This is a genomic window from Candidatus Competibacter denitrificans Run_A_D11, from assembly GCF_001051235.1.
Taxonomy (GTDB): Bacteria; Pseudomonadota; Gammaproteobacteria; order Competibacterales; family Competibacteraceae; genus Competibacter_A; species Competibacter_A denitrificans.
Genome location: NZ_CBTJ020000117.1, coordinates 1 through 12,757 on the forward strand (window position 1 = coordinate 1; position 12,757 = coordinate 12,757).

15 protein-coding genes are annotated in these 12,757 nt (G+C 59.8%); 5 read left to right on the top strand and 10 right to left on the bottom strand.

What is annotated here, in order from left to right:
- Positions 1 to 461 precede the first annotated feature (461 nt).
- The 9 genes from BN873_RS18355 to BN873_RS18390 form a co-directional block, all read right to left on the bottom strand.
- A complete protein-coding gene (locus BN873_RS18355; RefSeq protein WP_048677115.1) occupies positions 462 to 1,286 on the bottom strand; it encodes a PD-(D/E)XK nuclease-like domain-containing protein in 825 nt (274 codons plus the stop codon).
- A gap of 44 nt (positions 1,287 to 1,330) precedes the next feature.
- On the bottom strand, positions 1,331 to 2,299 hold the full coding sequence (locus BN873_RS18360; RefSeq protein ID WP_048677117.1) for a DUF1351 domain-containing protein: 969 nt from the start codon (positions 2,297 to 2,299) through the stop codon (positions 1,331 to 1,333).
- Positions 2,300 to 2,351: 52 nt separating this feature from the next.
- The gene (locus BN873_RS18365) at positions 2,352 to 2,936 is read right to left on the bottom strand and encodes a hypothetical protein (protein WP_139031789.1); all 585 of its coding nucleotides are present in this window, start codon (positions 2,934 to 2,936) and stop codon (positions 2,352 to 2,354) included.
- 46 nt (positions 2,937 to 2,982) lie between these two features.
- A complete protein-coding gene (locus tag BN873_RS20635) occupies positions 2,983 to 3,132 on the bottom strand; it encodes a hypothetical protein (RefSeq protein ID WP_171820527.1) in 150 nt (49 codons plus the stop codon).
- A gap of 76 nt (positions 3,133 to 3,208) precedes the next feature.
- On the bottom strand, positions 3,209 to 3,391 hold the full coding sequence (locus BN873_RS18370; protein ID WP_048677123.1) for a hypothetical protein: 183 nt from the start codon (positions 3,389 to 3,391) through the stop codon (positions 3,209 to 3,211).
- Complete coding sequence (locus BN873_RS18375) at positions 3,388 to 3,639, bottom strand: hypothetical protein (RefSeq protein ID WP_048677125.1); 252 nt, start codon at positions 3,637 to 3,639, stop codon at positions 3,388 to 3,390. Before BN873_RS18375 ends, BN873_RS18370 begins: the two co-directional genes overlap by 4 nt.
- Positions 3,640 to 4,226: 587 nt before the next feature.
- Positions 4,227 to 5,669, bottom strand: a complete 1,443-nt coding sequence (locus BN873_RS18380) for an ATP-dependent DNA helicase (protein WP_048677127.1) — start codon at positions 5,667 to 5,669, stop codon at positions 4,227 to 4,229.
- Entirely contained in the window at positions 5,666 to 5,884 is a 219-nt protein-coding gene (locus BN873_RS18385; RefSeq protein WP_048677129.1) for a hypothetical protein, read from the bottom strand. Before BN873_RS18385 ends, BN873_RS18380 begins: the two co-directional genes overlap by 4 nt.
- Before the next feature lie 89 nt (positions 5,885 to 5,973).
- Positions 5,974 to 7,788, bottom strand: coding sequence for a ParB/RepB/Spo0J family partition protein (locus BN873_RS18390; RefSeq protein ID WP_048677131.1), 1,815 nt, complete (start codon positions 7,786 to 7,788; stop codon positions 5,974 to 5,976).
- Between the two features lie 336 nt (positions 7,789 to 8,124).
- Between BN873_RS18390 and BN873_RS18395 the strand changes: the two genes are divergently transcribed.
- The 4 genes from BN873_RS18395 to BN873_RS20250 all read left to right on the top strand — a co-directional run bounded on the left by BN873_RS18395 (position 8,125) and on the right by BN873_RS20250 (position 10,457).
- Complete coding sequence (locus BN873_RS18395; RefSeq protein ID WP_048677133.1) at positions 8,125 to 8,481, top strand: hypothetical protein; 357 nt, start codon at positions 8,125 to 8,127, stop codon at positions 8,479 to 8,481.
- Positions 8,482 to 8,572: 91 nt separating this feature from the next.
- Positions 8,573 to 9,121, top strand: a complete 549-nt coding sequence (locus BN873_RS18400) for a hypothetical protein (RefSeq protein ID WP_139031790.1) — start codon at positions 8,573 to 8,575, stop codon at positions 9,119 to 9,121.
- Positions 9,122 to 9,510: 389 nt separating this feature from the next.
- A complete protein-coding gene (locus BN873_RS18405; protein WP_048677138.1) occupies positions 9,511 to 10,038 on the top strand; it encodes a hypothetical protein in 528 nt (175 codons plus the stop codon).
- Positions 10,039 to 10,226: 188 nt separating this feature from the next.
- The gene (locus tag BN873_RS20250; RefSeq protein WP_139031791.1) at positions 10,227 to 10,457 is read left to right on the top strand and encodes a hypothetical protein; all 231 of its coding nucleotides are present in this window, start codon (positions 10,227 to 10,229) and stop codon (positions 10,455 to 10,457) included.
- A 423-nt stretch (positions 10,458 to 10,880) separates the two neighbouring features.
- On the opposite strand, the gene BN873_RS18410 is transcribed toward BN873_RS20250, so the two are convergent.
- Positions 10,881 to 11,342 carry an IS110 family RNA-guided transposase gene (locus BN873_RS18410; protein WP_048677140.1) on the bottom strand — a complete coding sequence of 154 codons (462 nt, stop codon included), beginning with the start codon at positions 11,340 to 11,342 and terminating at the stop codon, positions 10,881 to 10,883.
- Positions 11,343 to 11,542: 200 nt separating this feature from the next.
- Here BN873_RS18410 and BN873_RS18415 point away from each other — a divergent pair.
- Positions 11,543 to 12,757, top strand: a 1,215-nt coding sequence (locus tag BN873_RS18415) for an IS4 family transposase (protein ID WP_048677142.1), incomplete at its 3' end; no start/stop codon positions are given.

The following is a 12,757-nucleotide window of genomic DNA, read 5'->3' on the forward strand; positions in this document are numbered from 1 at the left end:
TTGGTTGGACTCAAATATATTTCCTGCAAGAAAATGCAAATATTTAAATACAGATATCTTTAAATAATTACAATTTTTTAATGCGATTGCCCTGGCCGTGACGACAAGGCCCAACCGGGCATCATTCTCGACGAAATAAATCACCCGACAGGTATCCCAGTAGGCCCGCGAGTGGAGGGGTCGTAATCGCCACGTTGCCCCAGAGTCGCACTCTGCCCGTGGGATCAATCATCGCCTCAACCGTTTGCAACCTCTTTCTCCTCTCCTCGGAGTTCAGATAGCCTCACCTCATCGTTCCCGTTTCTCGCGTATCGCCGTTTCCAGTCGCGATCCAGCCGCCCGTGGCTTCGGCCCATGGCACGGTGAGCCGTGCCCTCTTCTCCGTACCTTCTAACGACGGGCTCAGGATAGTCGCAGCGTTTCTCCAGCGCTGCGCCGTCCCTGGCGCCCTGGTTAAGGCTCTACAGTTCCAACTCCCCTTCCTCGATCTCCAAGCGGAGGCCGCTGCCCATCCCGCTCGACGGCTTTAGCGACTCAACCGGATAGCTGGGCCAATCCTGGCTCGTCCAGCATTCGTCGAACCGGGCGAGGTTCGTTTCCCATAAATCCCGGCCTTCGGCCAACACGCCTTCGGCGGTGGGATACACCGCTACGGCATACGGAGGTTTAGGTTCCACGACGACAAAGGTATGCGGGATGTCGGTTTCAGGCGTTCCGGTGGCCCGACTGACCAACATCCGGTAATAGGCGGCAGAGAGGTGATAGTCATAGCGGTAGACGGTGCGGAGGAAGGCCGCCTTGCTCGCGTCGGCGGCGGTTTTCAATTCCACGATAGCGGGCTGCGGACTGAGCCAATCCAGTCGCCCCTTGAGCGGTAATAAAGGCGATTCCCGCTGCACGGTGAGGACTTTTTCCGGTTCGCCGCTGTTGAACAGCGCGCCCGCCACGGGATGCTTTTTGATCGCCTTGACGATCTCCAACGCCGCCCGGTACTCCTTGCCCGTAACGACCGGCTGGCCTGACTCCAGCAAGGCAACGTATTGCGCCTTGCCCTCGGCGGTGCGGCGATTGATCGCATCGGCCCGCACGAACTCGTCGCCGAAGGTTTCCGGCGCCAGCATCAGCGTGTGAACCAGGGTCCCAAACCGCATCGCGGCGGTGGGTTCCTCGTCTTGGCGGTTGGGGTTCACGTACTTCGCCCAACAATGCAGCGGGGTGCGGGCGATTTCGATCAAGGCGTGGCTCGACACGCCGGGCCTTTGGAAATAAGACCGATTCGATGGCATGGTTTTTCTCCGGGCGGTTCGCGCCCTCCCGGGCGCGGTGATGTTTAGGCCGCTTTGCGGGCCTGTTCGCCGTCGGCAAAGCCCAAGCGATAGGCGCGGTCGAGGGCGTCGGGTCCGGTGAGGGTTCCCGCCGCGAGAGCGTCCTTGATCTCGGCCAGTGGATCGATCCGGGCGGGCTTTTTCGTCCGGGCGGTTTTCGTCGTCCGCTCGGCCTGTAACCGGGCGTCTTCCCCGGCGCGTTCCCGCGCCTCGGCGTCCTGTTGGCGCGCCTGCTCAGCGGCGCGCAACCGGGCCAGTTCCTCCCGTTCCACTTGCCGTTGAGCGTCATCGGCAGCCCGTTTCCGGTTGAGTTCCGCCTGTTGCCGGGCCAGTTCTTCCCGCTGGGTCTGCAACCGGGCGTTTTCCTCTGACTGTTGCTTTTCCCGCGCTTCCCGTTCCGCCCGCAGCGTTTCCAGCGCCCGCCGGGTCTCGGTGATCGCCTTCATCGCGTCCGGCCAACGCTCGGCAAACTCATCGGGGTCGGGTTCAAATGCCAGCGCCTGTGCCAACGCCTCGCGAATGGCAGCAGCATCTTGATTCGCCACGGCGATGACCCGCTCGCGAATCCCATGGACCCGGGCGGCAAGCGCCGCGACGCGGGCCGCTTCGGCGCGAGCCTGGGCCGCTTTTTCCTCAACCTTGCGCTGTTCCTCGGCCTTGATCGCCGCGTCGATGGGTTCCTCGATGGCAAGTAGTGCGGCGTTGATCCGCTTGGCCTCGGCGTCAATCTGCTGGCCGCGAAGCAAGACCGGAGCCTTAATCTCGGCGCGGGTCTTCTCCAGCGTCGCCCGGTAGCCGCGAATCTCGACGCGGGCGGCCTTGGCGGCGGTCATACCCGGGTTCGTGGTCACGTCAAACGGGTCGGCGTATTTCTTCCGCAACAGCGCCAGCGCGGCGGTGGTGGTGCGGTACTCGGCGATTTCAAGCGATTCGGTCATCGGCTCAGTCTGATAATGGGTCGTCTGCTCGGTCATGGTCTTGGCTCCGATTGCGCGCCGTCCCTGGCGCTGGAAGGGGGTCGGGGACTTATTTTTTCTTGCCGGTGCGTTCGGTTCCGGCGTTGCCGTTCGCATCGTGGGCGGCGCCATTGCCGTTCTCGGTCGGGCCGGATAAGAGCCGGAACATCGCCGGGTTGTAGTGTTGCTGCCGGAAGTCGGCAATGGCGGCGGCGTATTTGCCCTCACTCACCACCTCAAACTCGACCGCGTAATAGGTTTCCCCATGCTTCCTGCTGGATCGCATGGCCATTTGGGCGCGAATCGTCTTGCTCAACAGGGTTTCGCCCTTCAGCCGGTATCGCCGCCGAAGCTCCTCGAAATTGTCGAGGGATTCCCCTTTGAACAGGATCGACGACAGCACCCGATCCGAATCGACGAACAGGAGGGCTAACCATTTCTGGAGCGGATACGCGAAATACTCGCCCTCGCTGATTTGAGCGCCGACGATCTCCATGTCCATTCTGTTACCGTACACAATGGCCGCGCCGATTTTGAATTGGCCTGACTTGCAATCGCTTCGCCATTGGCGGATGGAGTCCGCCATAATTTGCCCTTCCGGCAAGCCGGTTTCGTCCAGGGCGATTTCGATGGGGAGGTTGACGGGAGCATTCATTGCGGTTTCCTCGATCACGTTGATAGGCGGTTGGGTCGGTTCAAGCTCAGCGGTTGACAATCTCGGCGCGGCGGCGCTTCGCATTCCAGCGCAGCCGCAACCTTCGCACGGCTAATTCCTTGCCCAGCGTTGAGAGCTTCTTCGGGTCGCCAACCGGCGTGTGGCCGTTCTGGCGGTCGGTCTTTTCTGCTACCATCGCATCACCTCGTTTCTTTGAACTTCGGGGTTGAAGTAGGCCGCTCTCGTTGCTTGTAACAGCGAGAGCGGTTTTGCTATGCCTTCTTTAAGCATCTCAGCATCAAAATATTTGCGCCTTCGTATTGCGCAACCCGCTCGGCGGCTAATACCTGCGCCTCATCGCGGCAGGCCACTACCACCTTTGCCGAACGACGCTCAACAACGCCATACTTCTTCAGCGGTACGCGATAACGGACTTCATAGGTATTTTTTTTCATGCCGCTTCCTCCGAACACTCGACTATCTCATTCGATAACGCATCAATCTGGTCATCATTCAGCATTGCGGTTATGTCAACACTGATTCTTTCAACACGGGGCGAATACTCGCCTTTTGTGTTGTATAAGTTGTGGATTGAGCGGTAAATAGTAACCCCTTTAATGATTGGATTTTCATCCCATTCAAACAGCACGACAGCGGCGTATTCCTCGCCACAAAGTTCTATTTTTGTGTGGTGCGCATTCACGTCTTGGTTCTCCCGCTGGTTATAAAATATGAGATGAAATAACTTCTATAACCAGTTTCCAACACAAACCTCTATTGTCAAGTCGCGCGCAAATCGAACCCTTCCCATTACGGGCGCGAATAAAAGTGTGGATAAAAGTATGGAGAGAGGCAGGGATGATGAATAAGAAGGATCCAGCCTATTCAGGGACGAACGCCAAACTGCTTTTCAGCATCGGGCATTAGAACCGGAGGAGCCTCTGGTAAAGAAAACCGAATGAAAACCCACGTTCCCCCGCTGGCGAATCGTCTTTTTTAAGGCATTCTCAACGGCTCAAGGTAGGGAGGCCGTAGGTGGACAGAGCGGACGGTTCAGGGATGAACCCTCGGAGTAATTAAGGAAGCGATTGCAGAAAAAAGGCCGGTGGTGAGTGAAGTGGCCTGAGTGCGGTTGCAGCGTCAGGGATGAATCGTGGCGGTCTGGGAGGGTGAAAAAGAAGGGTTGAATTGAAATCGGGCGTTTCGCGTTGCAGCGCCACCCGACGGCACGAAATCCAAGCCGATGGTGGTTTTTAGGGGTGGAGTGCTGAAGATTCAAACGGAACGGTCTCAATCGGGTTCCCGGTACAACCGTTCCGGCAATTCGCCCGTGACATAAACATCGCCGCGTGATCGGGTTAAAGCGACATAGAGCAGTCGCAGCAACACATCGCGCCGCGTTGAACGGCCAATGTCGGTTAAATCCACGAACACCTTTTCGTAAGTGCTGCCCTGGGAACGATGTACCGTTGACGCATGAACCGGGCGTAAGTCGGAGAATGACTCATCTTTGAACTCGAAGAAAGTAACCCATGCTGCCCGACGCCGTTTATCTGACAACTGTGGATACATGCTTAGAGTGTTACCGTTGCGATGATCGTTGAACTCCGATTGCAACTGATTCGCCACCTTCGCCAGTTTCGATAATTCCTGCTTGTAGACTTCTTTCCCATCCGGCGTAACAACCCAAACATCGAGCTGCTTTCCTTTTGAGTTTGCAATTCTGGCTTTTAGCGCAGGAATGGAATGGCGAATGTCGGGAACGGCGTTAAGGACAGCCACACTATCGCCGATGCTAATGCCTAATTCGAGAATGGGCGAACAAGCCACCACAGTCTCACCCGGTAGTAGCGCCTGTTGTTCAGCCGGTTGGCCTAGCAGCGAGCGGCGAATCAGCCGGTTGTAGTGGTCGGTTTTGCCATTGGTCCAGCCCAACACGCGGCAATAATCGGAATCGGCGTGGTACTCCGGGCGGTGCATCGCCGCGAGCATCGCTGCCTCAAACTCTGCCGCGCCAAGGTGGATCAAACTCCCGTCTGTAGAATGCTTCGTCTCAAACACAGGAACCGGTCCCCCCTGCATGGCATCCCTGATCTTCTGAGTCATTGCCAGAATCGGGTGATCGGCCTTCTGTCTGACGATCTGAGTCAATCGGGCGGTCACTCCATGACCGGAAAACGCCGGAGAGTCCGGCTCAAAGATCGGCGGTAATTGCGCCGGATCGCCCACGAACAGCACTTGAGCGCGGGCGGACTGAGCGGCTTGCAGAATGTGGCCCAGCAAGAGCGAGTCCACCATCGAACATTCGTCCACCACGATCAGCGCGCCGTCTTCAATCGCGGGTTGCCGCACTCGTTTCAGGATGTAGCGGCCTCGATCCGCGTCCACCTCCGGGCGCAATCCCAGAATCTTGTGGATCGTCGCCGTTTCGACCTGGCCGCCAATCTCAGCGGCCATTGCCCGGAGAACCGCAGCGGCTTTGTTGGTGGGCGCGGTCAGCAGAACCGGGCGATAGGTCGCGTAAGCCTGGAGCAAGCGCACCACGCTGAAACTTTTGCCGGTGCCCGCATAACCCAACAGTCGGCACACCGGATCGCCGCGATCAAGGGCGCTAGATAACTCCGAAACGGCGCGAGCTTGATCAGAATTCAAGGGTGTTGGGGCGGGCGACGCCGGCGGCGCACTCGCGCATGGGCGCTTGCGGGAGCGCCGGGATGCTTTAGGTGAGGTCATGTTGAGCTCATTTTTTTCAGACGGCCCCGATATTCATCGCGGACTTTTCGCCCATCGCCGGTCAATCCTTCACAGGGATCGGATTGTTCGTTATTGAAGGCGAATGGGTGCGTCATGCCGGGCTTCGGCCCATCCTGCCGGATCGCCACATCCCCATAGGTGATGTCGTCGCCCTGTTGCAACACCCAATGACCGGGAGAGTCGGGAAGTTCCATTGTTCAGCCTCGTGGTGGTGGCGTCGTCTCCAGCGCGGAGACCGGCGTTCTTTTCGTATCGGGCGGGCGGCGAACCGCCCGCCGCTCCATCAAGCAGCCTCGTCCCATTCGACACCGGCTTCGTCGGCGTCCTCGGCCCATCCATCGGTTTCTTCATCCTCGAACACAGCGTCGTCCTCGGCTTCGGAATTCGCGCCGCTCCCGCGCCGCGCCAGCTTATCGTAAGCGGCGCGGGCCTCCGACACGGGGCGGGCGGTGTAGCCTTGGGTGGGAAACTCGAAATAACGCGGCAACCAATCGGCTGTCGGCGGGCATCCTTCGCCTTTTAAGCGACGGCGAATCAGCCCGCGCAACTCTTTCCTGGTTGCTTTACTGGACGGGGCCGCGCCCAACTCCGCCGCCATGCGAGTCAGCGCCTCCTTGTCGGTGAGCAGGTCCAAAAACGTCTCGTCCGGTTTCCAGAACCGGCGCATGTCGATCTGGAGCAGTTCGCCCAGCCGCTCGGCCAAACCGCTGCCCGCCACCAGCGTCTCGGCGACCGCCACCGCCAGCACCTTCAATACCTGCTCGTCGGATAACTCCAACAAGCGCCTGAACGCCTCGGCGGTCTGGCCCTCGCCGTAGCCCCGCCCGACTAAGCTCTGGTCGCTGGAGTCGCCCAACCAGCGTTGGACGGTCGCCCACTCCTCCCCGAACCGATCCAGCGCCGCGCCCTTCGCCGTGCTGACCTCGATGGCGGGATTGTGGGGCGAGGTGCGGTCGGCGCGAACCGACCAGTTCGTCGCGCTGCCGATCAGACACGCCACGGTCAACCGCAGCGCGATAGCCGGGTTTTGTGTGAGTTGGTAGCGCACCGCCGCTGCTTTATGCAATGCAAGATAGTTTTGCAGGGCTTGGGGGACTTCGCTTCGAGTCGCCTTGGGCGCGTCGTTCGCCGCCTCCACCTCCAATCCCGCCGCTTGCCGGGCCTGACGGCGAGCCTCCTTCAGCGGCAAAAAGCCTTCGTGACACACCACTTCGCCGGTGCGGTGCGGCAAAATCAATACCCAACCGCCCTCACTCTTCCCCGTCCGCTGGTACTCCCAACTGCGGAAATACTCGCCGGTTTCCACCACCTCCACCTGGACCCAACCGTCCGCCAACAGCCGATCTCGCAATGCAGCGATCGCTTGGTTTTGCAGCGTCCAGAACTGAGCGGCGTCATCAAAGAAGGTTTCTTCGCCAAACAAGTCCGTCACCACGCGACCGGGATACTCCGCCAGTGGGAATAACGCCACCTCGGTGGAAATTGCCTCCCCGCCGCACAGCCACGCCTTCAATGGGCTGCCTTGCGGCGCATACTGCTCCTTGTCCCGATACAGCTTCATCCATTCGCGTTGCTGCTTGGGCGTCGCCAGCGCCAGCAATTGGGCGTCGGCGATGTCGAGATCACCTTTGCGTGCTTCACGCTTGATGGCCTCGGTCAAATTCGCCAAGGCCAGCCGTTGTTTCACCAGCCGCTCGGTCACCCCGAAGCAGGCGGCGATGGTGGCGACGCCTTGGCCCCGCTTCACCAGTTGGGCGAACGCCTCGTGCTGGTCGAACGGCTCCATCGGCAGGCGTTCAAGGTTCTCGGCCAGTGAGGCTTCCAGCGCCGCCACGTCATCTCCGGCGTCCAACACCAGACACGGCAAGGGTTCGACCGGCGCGTCTTGCGCGAGGCGCTGACAGGCCAGAAAGCGCCGTTGCCCGGCCACGATTTCAAACCCCTCGCTGTCGGCCACAGACCGCACCAAGAGCGGTTGCAAAAGCCCTTGCGCCTTGATACTGGCGGCCAGCGAATCCAAACCGTCGGTCGCGCCGTGGGTTCTGACGTTAATCCGAGAAACCGTCAGTTTTTCTAGCGGAATGTGATTAAATTCCATCGCGGTTCTCCGTTGAGAAGTGAATGACACTGGATTGGCAACACCCTGTTTAACTTAAATAAAGCATATCAAACCGCAGGGTTCTGTCAATTAAAAAACAGGAGGAAACAGCTTATTATTCCCGCTATCATTTATAAAACAGGATGGATTTTTAAGAAAAAAGAGGTTCAATGATGAGGTCTCTTGATACGATCTTAATCCTCAGTTCCCAACAAAAAGACCCTACCCATTATTGAGAAAAAAGGGGCTTTACCGTGAGAAAAGAAGGCCGCCGTTAATCGGTGTGTGCGGGGGCGATGAGCAGTACCGGATGACCCAAAAAAGCGATGGCATGGGGTGGCCTGCAACAAAACCGGCCAGGGCATCGGCGACCACATCGCCCTGGTGCGCGACCTCGAACCCGGCATCGGCTTTTTGGACGCCGTGTCGCGGCTCACTGACGATCCGGTAGTGAAGCGGGAACCCCTCGTCGAAAAACCCCGGCGCACTCGTCCCGCCCGCCGGCCGCAAACCCGCGCCGACCGCCACGCCGGGCGGGTTTATCTGCATGGGCGCGGCATTTCGTCGGACACGCTGGATCACGCTGAACGGGCCGGTTTCCTGCGCTATACCGGGGGCGGTGTCTTGTTCGTCGGGCGGGAGCGGCACGCTGCGGAACGTGACCCAGCGCCTGATCCCACCCGGTCCCGATGAAAAACCGAAGCGCGATTGGGCGGGGAGCGACAAAGCGTATCGGCCCCTCCGGCCGGGCAACCCGCGCGGGGTCTGGATCGTGGGGGGGGGCGTGGACGCGCTGGCGGCGCGCGACCTGGCCGTGCGCCGCTGCAAGCCGCCGCCCACGGTGCGGGTCAGCGGCGGGGCCACGGTGCGCTGTTTTCTGGACCACCCCACCGTGCAGACGCTCCTGCTGCACACCGATTCGGTGGTAGTGGTGCGGGACAACGAAAGCACGGCGAAGCGGCAAGCCGAAACCGACGCGGCCCACGATTTCCAGAGGGCTCGTATCCGGGAATTGCGCGGCACCTGCGGCGACGGGCGGCCACCGGTCGGGGTGAAGGACGTGGCGGAACTCAACGGGCGGGAACAGCTAGGCGGGCGGGGGATCGAAATCGTGAGGGCGCTCGCCGCGACCAAACCCCCGGAAATGACCGGGGCCGGCACGACACGATGGAAGGTCAGTTATCGTCTGTTATCCTCGATCATCGAAGGGGAACTGGGGAGCGATACCCCTGTGATCGAAGGTCAGCTCTTGGGCAGGGTAGTAGCCTCCACCGCTTCGATGCTCTGTGGTGAGGGAAGCCTGAAAGAGACCTTGCCTATTAGAGATCGCTAATTTTTACCTTTTCGAGAGGTTGGGCGCAAATAGCCAAGAGCGCTCTTCAATGACATTTGTGAGATCGCTGGAGTAGGAAGACGGATATTCTTTGCCTACTTGACTGGAAAGCGGGATAAATGAAGTGTCGGCGCTAATTTTACATTTACGGCGGGATGGGCAAAATTAGCCAAACCCGGGAATTCCAGAAGGGAAAGACATGTTACGGCTCATGAATGGACCATAAAAACTGTCTATGGCTCACTCATCGGCCTTCTGTGAACCACAAACAACTCCAAGCGGAGGCATAGGCCAAATGGGCATGTTTTGATTCGCTTTATATCGAACTGGATGGCCGGGAGCAGCCCATCCAGACCAAACGCTTCGATTGCGTTTTAGAGGATTACCGCTTGGGTGATTGGGTTTCTGGCGGTCTGCCGGGGGTGCGCGTCTATTTTTACCCCCTGCGGCTGGATAGCGCCGGCAAGCAGGTTTATAGCGCCGAAGCCGATTGCGCACGCAAAGCGACCGTGTTCGTCGTCCTGGTTCAGGGCGTCTTCGTCGATTACCAAGTTCATGAAGGTGAACGGGCCGCCGAGGCGATTGAACCCATCCTGCGCGCATTGCGCGAGCGCTGGAGCGATTCGGCACGTGTGCAGGGGTTTCTGATCGAGACCTTGCGCACCCAACAACAGCGGATGGCCGCGCTGGAACGACGGCTGGGCCGCGTCCGGTCGATCATTGCCCACACCCGTCGTTTGCAGGCCGGAGAGAACCTTGGCGACAAACTCGGTTTGATACACGAAGAAGAGAAAAAACTGGCGGCGGGTGAGGAACCGTTAGAGGTTATCGCCTGGGCGCTGAGCGACGACACGCCAGAGGGCTGGTTAGGGGGGGACGGTAGCAGCCCCGATCCATGGGACGAGTATCGACTCTAACAAGCCAGCAGGCGCGCGGCAGCACGGTGAAGGGGGTGTGATGGGCGATGCCAGCATCGAAGCCGTCGCGAATTGTTTGATCAAGTTGCGCTGAGAGGTCCAACCCTGTTGACAAGCGTTGAAGGTATTTATGAGAACGGTGTGGTGCGCTTGCTGGAACAATTGCCGGGTGTAGCGCGGTCGCGGTCGTGGTAACAGTTTTGCCTGATGCGCCGTCCTCACGGCCACAACCTTCATCGCAACTCGTTCCCGTTTCACCCGAAAACCGGAAAGCGGATGCTGAAGCGCCGACCGGCGACACTGTGGTCGACACCTACCAACCGCGCACCGAACTAGGCCGCAAGCGGATTGAATTACGGCGCGCCCATGTCCAGGCCGGCGGTAAACTAGGGTGCGTGTTCTGGAACGCATCAGGCTAACACTGTGCTCAACCGGACCTGCGCGAAAAACCGCTCAGGCCGGTTAGCTTCATATATGGACTCCCCCGGTTTGCAAGGAAAGTTGGGGCCTGAGAAACCAAGGTTAGACTGCACGCATATATCCGGCCTGTTGGTGAGCGATAGGCTCTGGCCCTGATGACATTCGCGCGTGGGCGCCTCATGAGCTAAACGGTCTGAAACGACCTAAAACGTTATCAGGTTAAACCCACGCGGGTCTTACCGGTTTCCATTCACTCAACGATCCACGCAATCTTTCGGCGGGGTCGCTACTTTTTCCAGATAGCCCTGATTAACAACAACCCACTTAAAGAGCTATCCATGCTGACCTAAAAATCCGCGTTGCTTTCAATCTCGTTTCCACCTCCACCCTACCCATCTTCATGCCTCTGTCCAGAGCGCGGATTACGCTGCCGCCACCTGATACGTTTCACCGCGCGTTAACATCGCCCAAAGAATCCGAGCGTGTTGGGCCGCTAACGCAATCGCCGCAATCTTCTCGCCCCGCCGGCCTTTCACCGCCTCCGCCCACCGGCTTTTCCGATCCGCCCGCGATCCAGTCAGGCGTAAGACCGAGCGGGCGCCGTGAATCAGCAACCGCCGCAGATCCTCGTTCCCGCGTTGGGTGATGCCGCCCAAGCGGCTTTTACCCCCACTGGACGATTGACGAGGCGTTAAGCCCAGCCAGGCCGCAAACTGCCGACCCCCGTGGAATTCATGACCGTCACCGACACTCGCCACCACCGCCGTTGCCGTCACCGGGCCGATCCCCTCGACCGCCATCAGCCGCTGGGCCGGTTCCGAGGCGTGGGCGAGCTGTGGTATCCGTTGATCATAGCCGGTGATCCGTTCATTCAACGCCCGCAACGGGGTCGCTCATTCGGTCAAGGTCTCCCGGGCCAGCACCGGCAGACCCTTGTCCAGGTTGGCCAGCATTACCGGCAGTTCTTTCTCGAATCGTTCCCGACCTTGGGCCACTACCAAGCCAAATTCACCCCATAAGCCCACTGGTCACAAGTTAAGGATTTTGAGAAGGTGTCAAGCCCTCTGTTGCGAGAGCTAAACCGATGACCACGACCACCGCCCCCACCCCGACGGCGGAACCGAAGGGTAAGAAACGGAGTTCGGTGCGGCACACCCGCGCCATCCAACGCGACCGAACCCAACGCCCGGCCAGCGCGCCGCCGGCGGAGGCCGTAGTTGCGCGCCTGACCGAGATCGTCCATCCGGCGACGCTCGCGCAAGTGAGCTACTTTCATGGCTTGGGCTTACGGGCGCGGCTGTTGACCTTGCCGGTGATGGTCGCGCTGGTCCTGAGTCTGTTGTGGCGGCAGATCGGCAGTATTAATGAGCTGGTGCGGGTGGTTCACACCGAGGCGGTATGGTGGGTGCCGCCGCTGCGCGACCTGACCCAACAAGCCTTGGCGCAACGCTTGCGGACCTTACCGGCGGAGTTGTTCGCGCGGGTGTTGCAGACGATTCTGCCGGTGTTGCACCGCCGTTGGCAGGCGCGGCAGCGCCCCCTGCCGCCGGCAGTGGCTTGGGCCCAGGCCCACTTTACCGCCGTCCTGATCGCCGAGGGGTCGACCCTGGACGGGCTGCTGCGCCAGATCGGTTTGCTGCGGGACGCCGTGAAGGCCCCCTTGGCCGGCCGGATGATGGCCTTGCTGGATTTGGCTTCGCGGTTGCCCCGCCAAGTCTGGTACGACGCCGACCCGAACGGTCATGATGCCCGCTTCTGGGATCGCCTGTTGGCGGCCCTTCCGACCGGGGCGCTGATCCTCTTCGACCTGGGGTTTACCGATTTTGCGCGGTGGGCGACCCTCACCGCACGCGGAGTGACGTGGCTGACCCGGGCCAAGAAGAACCTGAAGTATGAGGTGGTGAAGGTCTTGGTGCAGACCTCGACCGTTCAGGATCGGATCGTTTGGATCGGCGAGGATGCGACGCGCCAACAGATCCGCCTGATCGAGTTCCAGGCGCACGGCACGATCTACCGCTATTTGACCAACGCCTTGGAACTGGCCCAGTTACCGACCGCCCAAGCGGTGGCGCTGTACCCGCAGCGCTGGCGGGTGGAAGATGCCTTCTCGATCGTTAAGCGGTTGTTGGGACTCGCTTACTTCTACTGCGGCGCCGAAAACGCCGTCGAAATGCAAGTGTGGGCCACTTGGCTGTTGTACGCGGTGTTGATCGACTTGACCGACGCGGTCGCTGAAGCCCTGGCCTGTCCGTTCGCCAACGTCTCCGTAGAAATGGTTTATCGGAGTCTTTATTTTTTG